This is a genomic window from Crossiella sp. CA-258035 (genome assembly GCF_030064675.1).
In the GTDB taxonomy this organism is placed as follows: Bacteria; Actinomycetota; Actinomycetes; order Mycobacteriales; family Pseudonocardiaceae; genus Crossiella.
In genome coordinates, this window is the sequence record NZ_CP116413.1 from 278125 (window position 1) to 294253 (window position 16129).

Below are 16129 nucleotides of genomic sequence, written 5' to 3' on the forward strand. Positions count from 1 at the left end.
CGTGCCGCCGATCACTCCGAGCAGTCTAGGACGTCATCCGGCTAGGGTCGGCTACGGACACGGCGTGGCCGTCGCTGGGCCCCCCGTCCGCCGAGTCTCCGGAGCCGGAAAAGTTCCAGCGCCCGGCCGATGCCGTGCCCGTACAGGGCACGCACCTCATCCGGACGGGCCTTCTCCAGGAACTCCTCGACCTCGTCCTCTTGCACGGCAACATGCCGCAGCCGGTCTTCCACGCGCTCCATGAACAGCGCGAAGAACATCACCATCAGCGGAACGACGAGTACAAACCAGGCAGCCATGATGAGCCGATAGTGGCCCATACACCCTCCGTGAGCGCAACCGGGGTCCCCCACGGACGTAAACACCTTCGTGTGCAGTCCGTAGGCTGATGGGGTGGCAGCAGAGGTTTCCCGGCTGGCGTTGGTGCGACGGGTGCGGCGCATGGTGCGGGCGCTCGCCGAGGGTTACCCGGACGCGCACTGCGAGCTCGACTTCACCGACCCGCTGGAGCTGGCCGTGGCCACCATCCTGTCCGCCCAGTGCACGGACAAGCGGGTGAACGAGGTCACGCCCGCCCTGTTCGCCAGGTACCGCACCGCGGCGGACTACGCGGGCGCGGACCGCGCGGAGCTGGAGGAGTACATCCGGCCCACCGGCTTCTTCCGCAACAAGGCCAACTCGATCATGGGTCTCGGTGCCGCGCTGGTGGAGAAACACGCTGGTCAGGTGCCCAAGCGGCTGGTCGACCTCGTGCAGCTGCCCGGGGTGGGCCGCAAGACCGCCAACGTCATCCTGGGCAACGCCTTCGGGGTGCCCGGCATCACCGTGGACACCCACTTCGGTCGGCTGGTGCGCCGCTGGGGCTGGACCACCGAGACCGACCCGGTGAAGGTGGAGAAGATCATCGGCGAGCTGGTCTCGCGCAAGGAGTGGACCATGCTCTCGCACTGGATCATCTTCCACGGCCGCCGCGTCTGCCACGCCCGCAAACCCGCCTGCGGGGCCTGCTTCCTGGCCAAGGAGTGCCCCTCCTACGGCGAGGGCGAGCTGGACCCGGTCAAGGCCGCCGAGCTGGTCAAGGGCCCGGAGGCGCCGCACCTGCTGGCGCTGGCCGAGCGGGAGCGGGCGCCGCGCCGGAAGGCGGGTGCCGCTCGGTGATCCCCCGGGTGCGGTGGTTCGTGCTGATCGTGGTGCTGGTGGTGGCCGCGGTCATCGCGCTGTGGCCCCGAAGCCCCGAGGTCCCGCCAGCAGGCGCTGAGCGGACCACGGCGGCCGAGCCCGACCTGGCCCCCTACCGGGAGAAGGCCAAGCTCGCGCCCTGCCCGCAGCCCGGACCCACCGACGGCGTGGTCGCGCAGCTCTCCGGCGTCCGGGTGCCCTGCCTGGGCCAGGAGGGCGTCACTGACCTCGGTCACGCCCTCAGCGGCAAGGCCACCCTGGTCAACGTGTGGGCCACCTGGTGCGCCCCGTGCCGCGACGAGCTGCCCGTGCTGGCCGGGTACGCGGCAGGCGAGGGCGCGGTGCCGGTGCTCGGGCTGCAGATGCGCAACGACGGCCGGGCCGCCGGGCTGGAACTGCTGGCCGCGCTCAACGTCCGGCTGCCCTCGGTGGCCGACGCCGACGGGGCCGCGGCGGCCGCGCTCAAGCTGCCGCCGGTGCTGCCGGCCACCTACCTGGTGCGCCCGGACGGCGAGATCCGCAGAATCACCGACCCGCTGCTGTTCACCTCGGCCGAGCAGGTGCGCAAGGCGGTCGCCGACAACCTGGGGGGCGCGTGAGTACCCACGGACCACTTGTCGACCCGGCCGAGCTGCCCGACTGGCTCGCGCCGCTGGTCAAGACCACCGCGGAGATCGACCACTCGGCGTTCACCCGGTTCAACCCCAAGGCCGGGCCGGACGTGCGCAAGGCCGCGGTGCTGATCCTGCTCGGCGAGGAGCACCCCGGCGCGGGCCCCGACGTGCTGCTGATCCGCCGCGCGGACGGCCTCAACTCCCACCCCGGCCAGGTCAGCTTCCCCGGCGGCGCGGTCGACCCCACCGACGCCGACGTGGTCGAGGCGGCGCTGCGCGAGGCCCAGGAAGAGGCCGGGGTGCTGCCGGAGAGCGTGCGCCCGGTCGCCCTGCTGCCCGAGCTCTACATCACGCCCAGCGGGTTCATGGTCACCTCGGTGCTCGGGCACTGGGAGAAGCCCGGCCCGGTCGCCCCGGTGGACTTCGGCGAGACCGCCGCGGTGGCCAGGGTGCCCATCGCCTACCTGGCCGATCCGGCCAACCGGTTCAAGGTCCGGCACTCCTCCGGCTGGCTCGGCCCCGCCTTCGCCGTGCCGGGCATGCTGGTCTGGGGTTTCACCGCCGGACTGCTCGCCGGGGTCATCAAGCTGGCCGGCTGGGAGCAACCGTGGGACGAGAAGGACGTCAGAGACCTTGAGGCGTCCTGGCGGGCCGTCGAGCAGCTGGCAGGCGAGGAGAGCGCGTGAACTGGGTCGACCTGCTGGTGGTGCTGCTGGCACTGGTGGCGGCGCTGTCCGGGGCCCGGCAGGGCGTGATCATCGCCGCGCCCGCGATCCTGGGCGCGCTCGGCGGCGCGCTGCTCGGCCTGGTGCTGGCGCCGATCGCGGTCGCCCAGTTCGCCAACGTCACCGTGCGGGTGGTGGTGCTGGTCGCGGTGATCGTGCTGCTCGCGGTGCTCGGCGAGACCCTGGGCGTGCTGATCGGGCGGCCACTGCGGGAGAAGATCCACCACTCCCGGATCGTCTGGCTGGACAACACCCTGGGCGCGATCACCCAGGGCGCGGTGGTCTTCGTGGTGGCCTGGCTGCTCGCGGTGCCGCTGACCTCGGTGGCTGGCCTGCCCGGCCTGTCCTCGGCGGTCAAGGGCTCGGCCGTGCTGGGCACCGTGGACGAGGTGATGCCGCAGGCGGGCAAGGACCTCTCCGGCGAGCTGCGGCGGCTGCTCAACGTCTCCGGCTTCCCGACCATGCTCGACCCGTTCAGCACCACCCCGCGCACCGACGTCGGCCCCGCGGACGCCGCGCTGGGCAACAGCCCGGTGGCCAAGCAGGTCCAGGCCAGCGTGCTCAAGGTCAGGGCGCAGGCCTCTTCGTGTTCCAGGGCGCTGGAGGGCACCGGTTTCGTGGTCGCCCGCGGCCGGGTGATGACCAACGCGCACGTGGTCGCGGGCGCAGACACGGTGGCCGTGGAGGTCGGGCGCGGACAGTTCGACGCCACCGTGGTGCACTACGACCCGCAGACCGACCTGGCCGTGCTGGACGTGCCCGACCTGACCGCCGCGGCGCTGCCCTTCGCCTCCGCCGACGCCAAGTCCGGCCAGGACGGCATCGTGCTGGGCTACCCGCTGGACGGCCCGTACACCGCCACCGCGGCCCGCGTGCGGGACCGGATCCAGCTGCGCGGCCCGGACATCTACGAGTCCCGCACGGTGACCAGGGACGTCTACACCGTGCGCGGCACCGTGCGCAGCGGCAACTCCGGCGGCCCGTTGGTCGACCCGCAGGGCCGGGTGCTCGGCGTGGTCTTCGGCGCGGCCGTGGACGACCAGGAGACCGGGTTCGTGCTCACCGCGGACGAGGTCGCCGACGAGGTCAAGAACGCGCCGAGCATGACCCGGCGGGTCTCCACCGGGGCCTGCGCCCGCTGATCAGGCGGTCTGCTGCTCTTCCCCGCCACCGCGGCGGGGGAGCAGCTGCGAGGTGTCCTTGAGCGTCTCGATGGTCCGCTCGGGGCCGCGGATGGTGCGCACCCTGCGGTAGCCGAGGAAGCCGAACAGGCCCGCGGTGACCAGCATCAGCACGAACACGATGCCGAACCCGCCCCAGCGCGGCAGCCACACCGACAGCAGCTCGCCAAGGGTGAAGAACAGGAAGAACAGGCTGAAGGCGAGCACGGCCAGGGCGAGGATGAAGTACACGCTGCCCTTGACGCCCTTCTTCACCTCCGCGCCCAGCTCGGTCTTGGCGAGCTCCAGCTCGCTGCGGATCAGTGTCGACAGGTGTGTGGTCGCCTCGCGGACCAGGCCGCCGATCGACTGCTCACCTGGCGCGGCCTCGAAGTCCGACAGCGGGATGGACGGGACGGGCGGCAGCCCGGCGCCGTCGGGGCTGCCGCTGGCGTTGTGCTGGGCGCGGGTCACGCCCGACATGTTGCCATGCACCCGCTCAGTCCACAGTTTCCGTGTCCCGGTGTGCCTTGCTCCGGCGCACCAGCATCAGCGCGGCCAGCAGCGCGGCCAGCGCGGAGGCCACCAGCACCGCGGCCTTGGCCACCTCGGCCTCGGCCGGTGGCAGCGCCAGCTCGGCGATGAGCAGGCTCACCGTGAACCCGACCCCGCCGAGCATGGCCACCGCGGCCATGTCCCGCCAGGTCAGCTCCTCCGGTTTGCTGGCCAGCTTCAGCTTCACCGCCACGTAGGAGAAGCCGAAGATGCCCAGCAGCTTGCCCGCCAGCAGCCCGGCGATCACCGCCAGCGCGATCGGGTCCTCGGTGAGCATCCGCAGCGCGTCCGCGCCGATCGGCACCCCGGCGGCGAAGAGCGCGAACACCGGCACCGCCAGCCCGGCCGAGTAGGGCTGCAACCGGTGCTCCAGCCGCAGCGCGGGGGCCTCGTCCTCCTCCGGGTCCGGCCGGACCCTGGTCAGCAGGCCCAGCGCCACCCCGGCGATGGTGGCGTGGATGCCGGAGGCGTGCACCGCGTACCAGGTGAGCAGGCCGATCGGCACGTACAGCCAGGAGCTGCGGATCCGCTTGTGCTGCAAGAACGCGTACAGCGCGCAGAGCAGCAGGGCCGCGCCGAAGGCGAGCAGGTCGAACTTGGCGGTGAACCCGATCGCGATCACCGCGATGGCGCCCAGGTCGTCCACCACGGCCAGGCTGAGCAGGAAGATCCGCGCGCTGCTGGGCATGCCGGAGCCGGTCAGCGCGAGCACGCCGAGGGCGAAGGCGATGTCGGTGGCCACCGGGATCGCCCAGGCCGAGTCCGCGCCGGGCGAACCGGCCGAGACCGCCAGCGCGATCATGGCGGGCACCAGCATGCCGCCTGCCGCGGCGATCACCGGCAGCAGTGCCGAGCGCACGTCGGCCAGCTCGCCCACCACCAGTTCGCGCTTGAGCTCCAGGCCGACCACGAAGAAGAACAGCGCGAGCAGCCCGTCCTTGGCCCACTCACCCACGGTCAGGTTGAGGTGCAGGGCCTCCAGACCGATCTCGAGGTCGCGCAGCGCCCGGAAGGACTCGCCCCACGGCGAGTTGGCCCACAGCAGGGCGATCGCGGTGGCGGCCAGCAGCACAAAACCACCGACGGTCTCGGTGCGCAGGTAGCGGGCGAACTCGGCGGCGGCGGCCTTGGAACGGGGCAGGCGAGCAAGCACGGGCGGCTCCAGAGGGGTCGACGAATACTGTCGCCGACCAGACTTCCCGGCACACCCTGATGGAATCTTAACGCCCCGACCGGGCGAAATATAGGTGCTTAGCACAACGAAGTGACCCAAAGCACCAGGACAGGGCCGGTGCGGCCTGCCTAGGGTCGGGAGGTGCCGCCGAAGCAGTCCGAGCGCCCGCAAGCCCTGCGGCTGATCCTCATCGGCCTGGCCGCCGGGGTGCTCGCCGGGCTGTTCGGGGTGGGCGGCGGCATGGTGATCGTGCCCGCGCTGACCGCGCTGTGCGGCCGGGACCAGCGGCAGGCGGTGGGCACCTCGGTGATGGCCATCGGCCCGCTGGCCATCTCCGGCACGGCCGGCTACCTGGCCGCGGGCGAGGTGGACCTCTTCGTCGCGGTGCCGCTGGCGCTGGGCACCATGATCGGCGCCTGGCTGGGCGCGGCGCTGCTGGACCGCTTCCCCCTGGCCCTGCTGCGCTGGCTGTACGCGGTGCTCGCGCTGGCCACCGCGATCCGCTTCCTCACCGGCCCCGGCATCGCCGCCGGCCAGGTCGAGCACGGCCTGCTCGCGCTGTCCCTGCTCATCCCGATCGGCGTGCCCATCGGCGTGCTGGCCGGGCTGACCGGCATCGGCGGCAGCACCGCGATGGTGCCGGTGATGCAGCTGGGCTACGGCCTCGGCTCGGCCATGGCCAAGGGAACCTCGCTGCTGGTGGTGCTGCCCTCCTCGGTGCTGGGCGCCTGGCGCAACGTGCGCAACGGCAACGGCTCACTGCGCGACGCGGGCTGGATCGGCGGCGCGGGCGTGACCACCGCGGTCGCCACCAGCTTCGTCTCGGTGGCACTTGATCCCAGATTGTCCGATTTGCTCTTCGGTGGGCTGCTGGTGCTGGTTTCGATTCGGACAGTTTGGCCGGATATCCGGCGGATGTGCACTCGTTCGGGCTAGCCTGCGCGGCTGATGGGTTCGGTGGAACGGATGGGCGGTCCGCTGCGTCGACTCCTTCGACCGGGCCAGCGAGTGACTGGGGAAGACCAAGATGAAGAGCATTGTCCGCTGGGTCGTGGTGGCGGGAATCGGGATCGTGATGCTGATCGTGGGGATCAGCGAGATGAACGCGACCGAGGTCACCTGCGGCAGCAAGGTGATGAAGCCGGGTGACACCTGCACCACCACCGCACGCCGCAGCCGGACCACGACCACCAGGACCTACGCCGAGCAGAAGGAGTCCGACCAGACCTTCGGCCTGGTGATGACCATCATCGGCCCGATCCTGATCCTCGGCGGTGGCCTGATGACGCTGCTCGTGGTCAACAAGAACAACCGGCTCAAGGCCGAAGCGGCCGCCGGTGGCGCCTACCCGCAGCCCGGTCAGGGTGGGTTCCCGCCGCCGGAGCAGCAGGGCTACCCGCAGCCCGGCCAGCAGCCCGGCTACCCGCCGCAGGGCTACCCGCAGACCGGGCCCCAGCCGCAGCAGGGTTACCCGCAGACCGGTTCGCAGCCGCAGCAGGGTTATCCGCAGACCGGCCCGCAGCCGCAGCCCGGGTTCCAGCAGCCCGGCTACCCGCCGCAGCAGCCGCAGTGGGGCCAGCCGCAGCCCGGCTACCAGCCCCAGCCCGGCGGCTACCCGCCGCCCGGCCCGCAGGCGCCGCCGGCCTACCAGCAGCCGCAGCCCGGCCAGTACCCGCCCGGCTACCAGCCGCCCGCGCCGTACCAGTCCTCCTGAACAGCGCGAAGGCGCCGTTCCCCAGCCCGGGGAACGGCGCCTTCGGCGTTTGTCAGTCCTCGCTGGCCGAGCCCTTCTGCAGGCCCGCGCTGATCAGGTTCATCACCGTGGAGTCCGCCAGCGTGGTGACGTCGCCGACCTGCCGGTTCTCCGCGACGTCGCGCAGCAGGCGGCGCATGATCTTGCCGGAGCGGGTCTTGGGCAGCTCCGGCACGACCATGATCTGCCGCGGCTTGGCGATCGGGCCGATCTCCTTGGCCACGTGGTTGCGCAGCGCCTGCACGGCCTCGTCGCCACCGTCCACGGCGTTCCCGCGCAGGATCACGAAGGCCACGATGCCCTGGCCGGTGGTCGGGTCGGTCGCGCCGACCACCGCGGCCTCGGCCACGGTCGGGTGCGAGACCAGCGCCGACTCCACCTCGGTGGTGGAGATGCGGTGGCCGGAGACGTTCATGACGTCGTCCACCCGGCCCAGCAGCCAGATCGCGCCGTCGGCGTCGTACTTGGCGCCGTCACCGGCGAAGTAGAAGCCCTGGGACTCAAAACGCGACCAGTAGGTCTCCCGGAAGCGCTGCTCGTCGCCCCAGATCCCGCGCAGCATGGACGGCCACGGCTGGTCCAGCACCAGGTAGCCGCCGCCATCCTTGCCGACCTCCTCGCCCTGGTCGTCGACCACCTTCGCGCCGATGCCGGGCAGCGGGCCCATCGCCGAACCGGGCTTGGTGCTGGTCACCCCGGGCAGCGGGGAGATCATGATCGCGCCGGTCTCGGTCTGCCACCAGGTGTCCACGATCGGCGCCTTGTTGCCGCCCACGTGCTCCCGGTACCACATCCAGGCCTCGGGGTTGATCGGCTCGCCGACGCTGCCCAGCACGCGCAGCGAGGACAGGTCGTACTTGGCCGGGATGTCCGCGCCCCACTTCATGAAGGTGCGGATCAGCGTGGGCGCGGTGTAGTAGATGGAGACCTTGTACTTCTGCACGATCTCCCAGTGCCGGCCCTCGTGCGGGGTGTTCGGCGTGCCCTCGTAGACCACCTGGGTCGCGCGGTTGGCCAGCGGCCCGTAGACGATGTAGGAGTGCCCGGTCACCCAGCCGATGTCCGCGGTGCACCAGTAGACGTCGGTGTCCGGCTTGAGGTCGAAGACGTTGCGGTGGGTGTAGGCGGCCTGGGTCAGGTAGCCGCCGGAGGTGTGCAGGATGCCCTTGGGCTTACCGGTGGTGCCCGAGGTGTAGAGGATGTAGAGCGGGTGCTCGGCGTCGAAGGCCTCGGCGGTGTGCTCGGTGGACTGGCCGTCCACCAGCTCGTGCCACCACAGGTCGCGGTCCTGCGTCCAGTCGATCTCCGAACCGGTGCGGCGCACCACCAGCACGTGCTCCACGCTGGGGTTGCTGGCCACCGCCTCGTCCACGGCCGGCTTGAGCGCGGCCGGGTTGCCCCGCCGGTACTGGCCGTCGGTGGTGATCACCAGGCGGGCCGAGGCGTCCTCGATCCGGGAGCGCAGCGCCTCGGCGGAGAAGCCGCCGAAGACCACGCTGTGGGTCAGGCCGAGGCGGGCGCAGGCGAGCATGGCGAAGATCGCCTCGGGCACCATCGGCATGTAGATGGCCACCCGGTCGCCCGCCACCAGGCCGAGCGAGGCCAGCGCGTTGGCCGCCTTGCTGACCTCGTCCTTGAGGTTGGTGTAGGTGATGGTGCGGGTGTCGCCGGGCTCGCCCTCCCAGTGGATGGCGACCTGCTCGCCGTGCCCGGAGTCCACGTGCCGGTCCACGCAGTTGTAGGCGACGTTGAGCTTGCCGCCGGTGAACCACTGCGCGAACGGCGCGTTCGACCAGTCGAGGACCTCGGTGAACGGCGTGTGCCAGTGCAGCTGCCGGGCCTGCTCGGCCCAGAACGCCTCCCGGTCCGCCGCCGCCTGCTCGTACAGGGCGGGCTTGGCGTTGGCCTGGGCGGCGAACTCGTCGCTTGGCGGGAACGTCCTGCTCTCGGTGAGCAGGTTGTCCAAGGTGTTGCTCGATCCTGCGTCGCCGCTAGGCGGGGTCATCGCGTGCGCCCTCCCTGCATCGTCGGTGCTGGCTGCGGGGCAAACGGTAGTGTCCGCCGTCACCCGCGAGTAGCCCTCCCCCTACAAAGGTATAGACCACTCCAGCCATGCTCACTCCAAAGAGTGGCTAGTCAGACGGGTGCGGGGGCGTCGGCGAGCCGCTTGCGCAACGCCGCGCGCGCGTCCGGCCACTCACCGGCGAGCATCGAGTACTGCACGGTGTCGCGCAAGGTCCCGTCCGGCCGGATCCGGTGCTGCCGGAGCAGGCCCTCCCGTTGCGCGCCAAGGCGTTCGATCGCCCGCTGGGAGCGCTCGTTGCGCACGTCGGTGTGCCAGACCACCCGCAGCGCGGCCAGCTGCTCGAAGGCCCGGCCCAGCAGCAGCAGCTTGGCCTCGGTGTTCAGCGCGGTGCGCTGGAACTCCGTGCCGATCCAGGTGTGCCCGATGGCCAGCGCCCGGTGCGCGGGCACGATCTCGTAGTAGGAGGTGACCCCGGCGACCCGGCCGGTGGCCAGGTCGATCTGCGCGTAGACCAGCCGGTCGCCGTCGGCCTGGGCGGCCAGGTGCGACTGCACGAAGGCGGTGGTGGCGACCAGGTCGCTGGGCCAGCGGTGGGACAGGTGCGTCCACACCGAGGGGTCGCGGCCCGCGGCGTGCAGGCCGGGCGCGTGCTCCAGGGTCAGCGGTTCCAGGCGCACGTGGTTGCCGGTCAGGGTCGGTTGGCGCCACCAGTCGATGTTGTCCACGCGGTTGACGGTAGGAGCCCGCAGTGGCCTGCCAAACGGCCACCAGGAAGCGATTCCGGCAGGCCAATTCGAGTTGTCGGCTCCGGCGGGTACGCTCCGCCGTCGTGAGTCCGCTCGCCACCGATCCGTTGCGTCCACTGCTCGAGCTGCCCGGCGTGGCCGAGGCGGTGGAGTCCTCGCGGTTCGCCATCGCCGAGGTGCACCGGCACCCGACCAACCGGCGCGGCTGGCCCACCACGGCCGCCGAGGCATCCGTGCGCGCGGCCAGGGCCTCGGCCGTGCTGGACGGCGGCAGCGCGGAGATCCCGGCCGCGGGCGAGGTGAGCGACCCGGTGCTGGCCGGTTCGCTGCGGGTGGCCGAGTCCGTCGGCCTGCTGCTGACCACCTGGCAGCGCGCCCCGTTGCAGGCGCTGGCCCGGATGCACGTGCTGGCCGCCACCGACCTGGTGCCGGGCGGAGATCCCGAGCTGCTGGGCCGCCCCACCGCCGACCCCGCGGTCACCGCCCGGCTGGACCTGCTGGCCCAGCTGGTGGCGGGCGGCAGCAAGGTGCCCGGCCCGGTGGTCGCCGCGGTGGTGCACGGCGAGCTGCTCACCCTGGTGCCCTTCGCCGAGGCCAACGGCGTGATCGCGCGCGCGGCCGCCCGGCTCACCTGCATCGCCACCGGCCTGGACATGAAGGGCCTCGGCGTGCCCGAGGTGTCCTGGATGCGGCGCCAGGAGGCCTACCTGGCCGCCGCCCGCGGCTTCGCCTCCGGCGAGCCGGACGGGGTCGCGGCCTGGATCGTGCACTGCTGCCAGGCCCTGGAAGCCGGCGCCAAGGAAGCCACCTCGATCGCCGAGGCGGCCGCGGCCGGCTGAGCCGCGGCCCCGGCGTTACGCGGTGGCCGCCCGCAGGCTGTCCAGCGCGTGCCGGACGTGCCCGCTGCTGGCCCGCAGCGCCTGGTTGGCCGCCGCGGTGTCCACCCCGGAGAGCAGGCACACCAGCGCGGTCTTGACCTCGCCGTCGGCGGCCAGCAGCGCCGCCGAACAGGTCTTCTCGTCCAGCCCGGTCGCCTCGCCGAGGATGACCAGCGAACGGCCGCGCAGCTTGGCGTTGGTGGCCTTCATGCTGACCATCAGGTTCGAGTAGGTCCGGCCCAGCCGCACCATCACCGCGGTGGAGAAGGCGGTCAGCACCAGCTTCTGCGCGGTGCCCGCCTTCATCCTGGTGGAGCCCGCGATGGCCTCCGGGCCGGTGTCCACGGCCAGCCGCACGTCCACGTCCACCCCGGCGATCGCCGCCGGGTTGGCCGAGACCAGCCCGGTGCGCGCGCCCAGCCGCCGGGCCGCGGCCAGTGCGGAGAGCACGAACGGGGTGCGGCCGGAGGCGGCCAGGCCGAGCACGAAGTCCTTGGGGGAGGCGTGTTCCTCGATCACCGCGGCGCCGGCCGCCACGTTGTCCTCGGCGTCCTCCACCGCCTGCCGCAGCGCGGCCGCGCCACCGGCGTGGTGGGCCATGAACCAGTCCGGCGGGGTGCTGAAGGTGGGCACCAGCTCGGCCGCGTCCAGCGTGGCCAGCCGGCCCGAGGTGCCCGCGCCCACGTAGTGCACCCGGCCGCCCGAGCGCAGCGCCTCCACCGCGAAGTCCACCGCCCTGGCCAGCTCCGGCAGCACCTCCGCGACCGCGCCGGGCACCAGCTGGTCCTCGGCGTTGATCATGCGCAGCACGTCCACCGTGGGCAGCTGGTCGAGCTCGTGCGTGCGGGGGTTGCGGCGCTCCGTTGGCGAGTCCACCCGGACCGAGGGGCGCGGTGCGGGAAAGCTCATTTGCCGGTCTCCCGCTGACGGCGCCTGCCGTCGGGGCGCGGTCCGAGCCGGTGCCCGCTGACCGCCTCGAAGGTGACCTCCAGGGCCGCCGTGGCCGACTCGTGGTGGCGCTGGGCCACCCCGACGAACAGGCAGTCGATCACGGTGAGCTGGGCGATCCGGCTGGCGGTCGCGCCGGAGCGGAAGGTGGTCTCCCTGGCCGCGGTGGTCAGCACGTAGTCGGCGACCTCGGCGATCGGCGAGCGCGGGAAGTTGGTCAGCGCGACCGTGGTCGCGCCCCGGCCGCGGGCCACCCGCAGCGCCTCCACGGTGTCCGCGGTGGCTCCGGTGTGCGAGATGCCCACCGCGACATCGCCCTTGGACAGCACCGCGGCCGAGGTCAGCGCTATGTGCGTGTCGCTCCAGGCGAAGCTGATCCGGCCGATCCGGTGCAGCTTCTGCTGCAGGTCCATCGCGACGAAGGCGCTGGCGCCCACGCCGTAGACGTCCACCCGGCCGGCGGCCGACATCGCCTCCACGACCTTCTCCAGTTCGACCACGTCCAGCTGGTCCGCGGTCTCCTCGACCGCGCGGGCGTCGGCGAAGGAGACCTTGCTGACCACCTGGCGCAGGTCGTCGCCCTGGCCGATGTCGCTGCCGAGGTCCCGGTCGGCGCGGGCCGCGGTGCGCGCGGTGTCCGCGGCCAGCGCGATGCGCAGGTCCGGGTAGCCGCCGACGCCGATGGCCTTGCAGAAGCGGGTGACGGTGGTCTCGCTGGTGCCCGCGGCCTCAGCGACCTCCGTGATGGAGCGGTGCGCGACCACGGCGGGGTCGCCGAGCACCACCTGGGCCACTCGCTGCTCGGCCCGTGCGAGTCCCGGGAACAGGGAGCGGATCCGTACCAACGGACTCGCGTCAGCGATGTCCGGGGCCGAGCCAAGGGAAGAGGCCATGTCGGAAACTTACTAACAGTTAGGCGGAGAATCAACAGGTCATCTGGTGTCTTCCTGCCGTCTCACCCCACTGTAACCCCGTTACTGCGGGATGTTGAGGAAGAACTTTCGGTAACTGAAAAAGGGCAAAATGTCACCGATGTCCTTCGATCGAACGACACCGCGGATTCATGTTCGATCGCAGGTCAGGGTGGCTGACCGGGCCCTCGAATGTCAGATCTTCCTTAAGTCTGCCAAGATCATCGGCCTGGTGCACACAATGCCCCGCCGGACTCCGTTCGGAGTAGTCGGCCAACCGGATTAGGCCGTTCGTGACTCCGAATCGTTACGCCCCGGTGTCACCCCCGGGACCAGGGGTTGACGTGCCCGAACCCGTTCCGACACCGGTACGTGTTGTGCCCGGTGCGGACGGGTCGGGGAAGGTGGTGAGTGCTTCACCACATCGTCATCGGCTGACCGCGCTCCAGCCCCGCGCGGAGAGCTGCTCGGGGTGCCGTTCGCCGTCCAGCAGCAGGCCCCGGTGGTCGCTGACCCGGATGCCGTCCAGGAACACGCCCCGGCCGGTGTACTGCTTGTCGCTGGCGTAGCGCCAGCGCAGGGTCACCGAGGCGGCCTCGGGCAGCGTGGCGGAGATCCGCCACCAGGCCCGGTGGCCCGAACCGGCCAGCGCGGTCACCGCCCCCGCCGGCGCGCCGGGGCCGCTCGCGGTCAGGCTCAGCGGCTGCCAGCTCGCCCCGCCGTCCACGCTGGCCTCCACGGTCAGCTTGTCAGTGGCCTCGGTGTCGACGAACGCGCTGAAGCCCAGCCGGGCCGGGCCGCGCTGGTAGAGCGCGGGGCCGCGCAGCTCGGCGGACTGCTCCTCGCTGACCGCGGCGAACCAGGCGTCCGCGCCGTGCCTGGGCCTGACCGCCAGCGACTGGGCGAAGCCCTGGGCCAGCGCGCGGCGGGCCGGGTTGTTCGAGCCCCAGGCCCGCGACGGGTGCACCCGGTTGGACAGCAGCACCGCCACCGACCGGGACACCGGGTCGATGACCAGCGAGGTGCCGGTGAACCCGGTGTGCCCCGCGGTGCGCGGGCTGGACAGGCCCTCCATGTACCAGCGCTGGTCCAGCTCGAAGCCCAGGCCGTGCGCGTTGTCCGGGAAGCCGGTGTTGTGGTTGGTCATCATCTGCCGCAGCGTGCGTTCGCGCAGGATCCGGTGCCCCCGGTAGGTGCCGCCGTTGAGGATGGCCTGGCCCAGCACCGCGAGGTCGTCGGCGGTGCCGAAGACCCCGGCGTGCCCGGCGACCCCGCCGAGGGACCAGGCGTTCTCGTCGTGCACCTCACCGCGCACCATGCCGCGGGCCGGCACGGTCATGAACTCCGTGGCCGCGGTGCGGTCCCTGGCCGCCGGGTTGTAGCCGGTGTCCCGCATGCCCAGCGGTCCGGTGATCCCCTTGCGCACCAGCACATCCAGGGGGTCGCCGGTGACCTTCTCCACCAGCACGCCGAGGGCGATCAGGTTCAGGTCGGAGTAGATGTAGGCCTTGCCGGGCGGCTGCTGGAGCTTCGCGGTGAGCGCGGCCAGGATCCGGCTCGGCTTGTCCGGGTGGTCCCGCCACAGCGGCAGGAACGGCGGCAGCCCCGAGGTGTGCGTGAGCAGCTGCTCGACCGTGATCGTGGCCTTGCCGTTGGCCGCGAACTCGGGCAGGTAGCTGGCCACCGTGCGGGCCAGGTCCACCCGGCCGGCCTCGACCTGCTGCATCACCACGATCGAGGTGAACAGCTTGGAGATCGAGGCCAGGTCGAAGATCGTGTCGGTGCGCATCGGCGCCTGCTGCTCCGGCGGCAGCTCGGTCCCGGCGCCGTCGGCGTAGCGCAGCGCCTGGCCGGTGGCGGTCCTGGTGACGATCCGCCCGTCGTGCGCCAGCAGCGTCACCGCGCCCGCGAACAGCGGTTTCGCCGCGCCCTGCGGCTGCGTCCAGCCCTTGATCTTGGCCAGCGCGGCGTTGATCGGCGCCGGGTCCAGCCCCGCGCGCTCCGGGGCAGACTCGCGCAGGGTGGTCCAGACGGGCGCGAAGCCCGGATGCGGGCGGTCGAAGCGGCCGGACACCCCGCCACCCTCGCCCACCGGCCCGGCCGAGGCCGGTAGACCCGCGGTGAGCAGCGCGAGCAGCAGCGCGGGCACGATCATCCGGCGACGCATGGATCCCCCTCAGCGGTACAGCAGGTACTGGGCGCGGTGCTTGCGGAACTCGGCCTGCTCCTGCGCGTAGGAGCCGACGATCTCCGCGGTGCCCGCGCCGCGGTCGACCATGTCCTTGAGCCGCTCGGTGCCCCAGAGCTTGTGGATGAAGTTGTCCGGCCGCCAGCCGAACAGCCCCGGGTACAGCCGCTTGGCCTCCACGATCATGGCCACCCCGGCCCGGATCGGGTCGAAGGCGCGCGGATCGGTGATGACCAGCTGCACGCCGCCGCAGCTGACGTTGACGTGCTTGTTGAAGGTGGGCACGAAGTAGTTCTCGCGGAACACCACGCCCCGCAGGCCCAGCGCGTTGAGCGCCTCCGCCCACTTCCAGTCGATCTTGGGCAGGCCGATGGTCTCGAACGGCCGCGTGGTGCCCCTGCCCTCCGAGAGCAGCGTGCCCTCGAACAGGCAGGTGCCCGGGTAGACCAGCGCGGTCTCCGGCGTGGGCATGTTCGGGCTCGGCGGCACCCAGGGCAGGCCGGTGCCGGCGAACAGCGTCTCCCGCCGCCAGTTCCGAACCTGGACGACGTCGAGCTGCTCGACCCGCTTGCCGGTCTCGGCGGGCAGGAAGGTGTCATTGTACAGCCGGGCCAGCTCGCCCATGGTCATGCCGTGCCGCAGCGCGATCGGCTTGCGGCCCACCCCGGAGGCGTGCTTCGGGTCCAGCTGCGGGCCGTGCGCCTGCCCACCGATCGGGTTGGGCCGGTCCAGCACCAGCACCGCCGCGCCGGTGAGCACGGCGGCGTGCATCGCGGTGTAGAGCATCCAGATGTAGGTGTAGAACCGCACACCCACGTCGGCGATGTCGAAGACCACCACCTCGACGTTGGCCTTGCGGTACATCTCGGCCAGCTTCACCGCGGTCGCCCCGTAGGCGTCGTAGACCCGGACCCCGGTGCGCGGATCGTCGTACTCGCCCTCGGAGCCACCGGCCTGCGCGGTGCCGCGGAAACCGTGCTCGGGGCCGAACACGCCGACCAGGTTCACCGAACCCGAGGTCACCATGGCGTCCACCAGGTGCCCGAGCCCGTCGGAGAGCACCCCGGTCGGGTTGGTCACCACCCCGACCCTGCGACCCTTCAGCTGGGCGAAGTCGTTGTCCGCCAACCGGTCCGCCCCGGTCCGCACCCGCCCCCGGCCGCCGCCCTCGGGCTCGGCCAGCGCGGATCCGGCGGTCAGCAGCGGCACCGACAGGGCCGAGGCGGCTAAGAAACCGCGTCTGCTCACACCGTCCATTGTGGAGTCTTCTCC

At 71.9% G+C, this 16129-nt stretch carries 16 protein-coding genes; 7 read left to right on the plus strand and 9 right to left on the minus strand.

Annotated features, from left to right (window positions below; all coding sequences use genetic code 11):
- Nucleotides 1–41: 41 nt before the first annotated feature.
- Nucleotides 42–299, minus strand: coding sequence for a hypothetical protein (locus N8J89_RS01395; protein WP_252486297.1), 258 nt, complete (start codon nucleotides 297–299; stop codon nucleotides 42–44).
- A gap of 142 nt (nucleotides 300–441) precedes the next feature.
- Between N8J89_RS01395 and nth the strand changes: the two genes are divergently transcribed.
- The 4 genes from nth to N8J89_RS01415 are packed head-to-tail and all read left to right on the plus strand — an operon-like array spanning nucleotide 442 to nucleotide 3660.
- The gene (gene nth, locus N8J89_RS01400) at nucleotides 442–1158 is read left to right on the plus strand and encodes an endonuclease III (protein ID WP_283666053.1); all 717 of its coding nucleotides are present in this window, start codon (nucleotides 442–444) and stop codon (nucleotides 1156–1158) included.
- The gene (locus tag N8J89_RS01405; RefSeq protein WP_283662559.1) at nucleotides 1155–1778 is read left to right on the plus strand and encodes a TlpA family protein disulfide reductase; all 624 of its coding nucleotides are present in this window, start codon (nucleotides 1155–1157) and stop codon (nucleotides 1776–1778) included. The genes nth and N8J89_RS01405 overlap by 4 nt, the downstream gene beginning before the upstream one ends.
- Nucleotides 1775–2479, plus strand: a complete 705-nt coding sequence (locus tag N8J89_RS01410) for an NUDIX hydrolase (RefSeq protein ID WP_252486277.1) — start codon at nucleotides 1775–1777, stop codon at nucleotides 2477–2479. The genes N8J89_RS01405 and N8J89_RS01410 overlap by 4 nt, the downstream gene beginning before the upstream one ends.
- Nucleotides 2476–3660, plus strand: a complete 1185-nt coding sequence (locus N8J89_RS01415; RefSeq protein WP_283662560.1) for a MarP family serine protease — start codon at nucleotides 2476–2478, stop codon at nucleotides 3658–3660. The genes N8J89_RS01410 and N8J89_RS01415 overlap by 4 nt, the downstream gene beginning before the upstream one ends.
- On the opposite strand, the gene N8J89_RS01420 is transcribed toward N8J89_RS01415, so the two are convergent.
- Entirely contained in the window at nucleotides 3661–4161 is a 501-nt protein-coding gene (locus N8J89_RS01420; RefSeq protein ID WP_283666054.1) for a phage holin family protein, read from the minus strand.
- Between the two features lie 16 nt (nucleotides 4162–4177).
- Entirely contained in the window at nucleotides 4178–5386 is a 1209-nt protein-coding gene (gene nhaA / locus N8J89_RS01425; RefSeq protein ID WP_283662561.1) for a Na+/H+ antiporter NhaA, read from the minus strand.
- Nucleotides 5387–5548: 162 nt separating this feature from the next.
- Here nhaA and N8J89_RS01430 point away from each other — a divergent pair, with 162 nt between their 5' ends.
- Nucleotides 5549–6343: a sulfite exporter TauE/SafE family protein gene (locus N8J89_RS01430; RefSeq protein WP_283662562.1), complete on the plus strand. Its 795-nt coding sequence runs from the start codon at nucleotides 5549–5551 to the stop codon at nucleotides 6341–6343.
- A 91-nt stretch (nucleotides 6344–6434) separates the two neighbouring features.
- Nucleotides 6435–7121, plus strand: coding sequence for a hypothetical protein (locus N8J89_RS01435; RefSeq protein WP_283662563.1), 687 nt, complete (start codon nucleotides 6435–6437; stop codon nucleotides 7119–7121).
- 52 nt (nucleotides 7122–7173) lie between these two features.
- On the opposite strand, the gene acs is transcribed toward N8J89_RS01435, so the two are convergent.
- Nucleotides 7174–9165, minus strand: a complete 1992-nt coding sequence (gene acs / locus N8J89_RS01440) for an acetate--CoA ligase (RefSeq protein ID WP_283662564.1) — start codon at nucleotides 9163–9165, stop codon at nucleotides 7174–7176.
- 131 nt (nucleotides 9166–9296) lie between these two features.
- Complete coding sequence (locus tag N8J89_RS01445) at nucleotides 9297–9902, minus strand: GNAT family N-acetyltransferase (RefSeq protein WP_283666055.1); 606 nt, start codon at nucleotides 9900–9902, stop codon at nucleotides 9297–9299.
- A gap of 113 nt (nucleotides 9903–10015) precedes the next feature.
- On the opposite strand from N8J89_RS01445, the gene N8J89_RS01450 reads away from it, so the two are divergent.
- Entirely contained in the window at nucleotides 10016–10771 is a 756-nt protein-coding gene (locus tag N8J89_RS01450; RefSeq protein WP_283662565.1) for a Fic family protein, read from the plus strand.
- Between the two features lie 15 nt (nucleotides 10772–10786).
- Here N8J89_RS01450 and murQ read toward each other — a convergent pair whose 3' ends face one another.
- The 4 genes from murQ to N8J89_RS01470 form a co-directional block, all read right to left on the minus strand.
- Nucleotides 10787–11719 carry an N-acetylmuramic acid 6-phosphate etherase gene (gene murQ / locus N8J89_RS01455; protein ID WP_283662566.1) on the minus strand — a complete coding sequence of 311 codons (933 nt, stop codon included), beginning with the start codon at nucleotides 11717–11719 and terminating at the stop codon, nucleotides 10787–10789.
- The gene (locus N8J89_RS01460; protein ID WP_283662567.1) at nucleotides 11716–12651 is read right to left on the minus strand and encodes a MurR/RpiR family transcriptional regulator; all 936 of its coding nucleotides are present in this window, start codon (nucleotides 12649–12651) and stop codon (nucleotides 11716–11718) included. The genes murQ and N8J89_RS01460 overlap by 4 nt, the downstream gene beginning before the upstream one ends.
- Before the next feature lie 445 nt (nucleotides 12652–13096).
- Nucleotides 13097–14836 carry a serine hydrolase gene (locus N8J89_RS01465; protein WP_283662568.1) on the minus strand — a complete coding sequence of 580 codons (1740 nt, stop codon included), beginning with the start codon at nucleotides 14834–14836 and terminating at the stop codon, nucleotides 13097–13099.
- A 9-nt stretch (nucleotides 14837–14845) separates the two neighbouring features.
- On the minus strand, nucleotides 14846–16114 hold the full coding sequence (locus N8J89_RS01470) for an exo-beta-N-acetylmuramidase NamZ family protein (RefSeq protein ID WP_283666056.1): 1269 nt from the start codon (nucleotides 16112–16114) through the stop codon (nucleotides 14846–14848).
- Nucleotides 16115–16129: the final 15 nt, after the last annotated feature.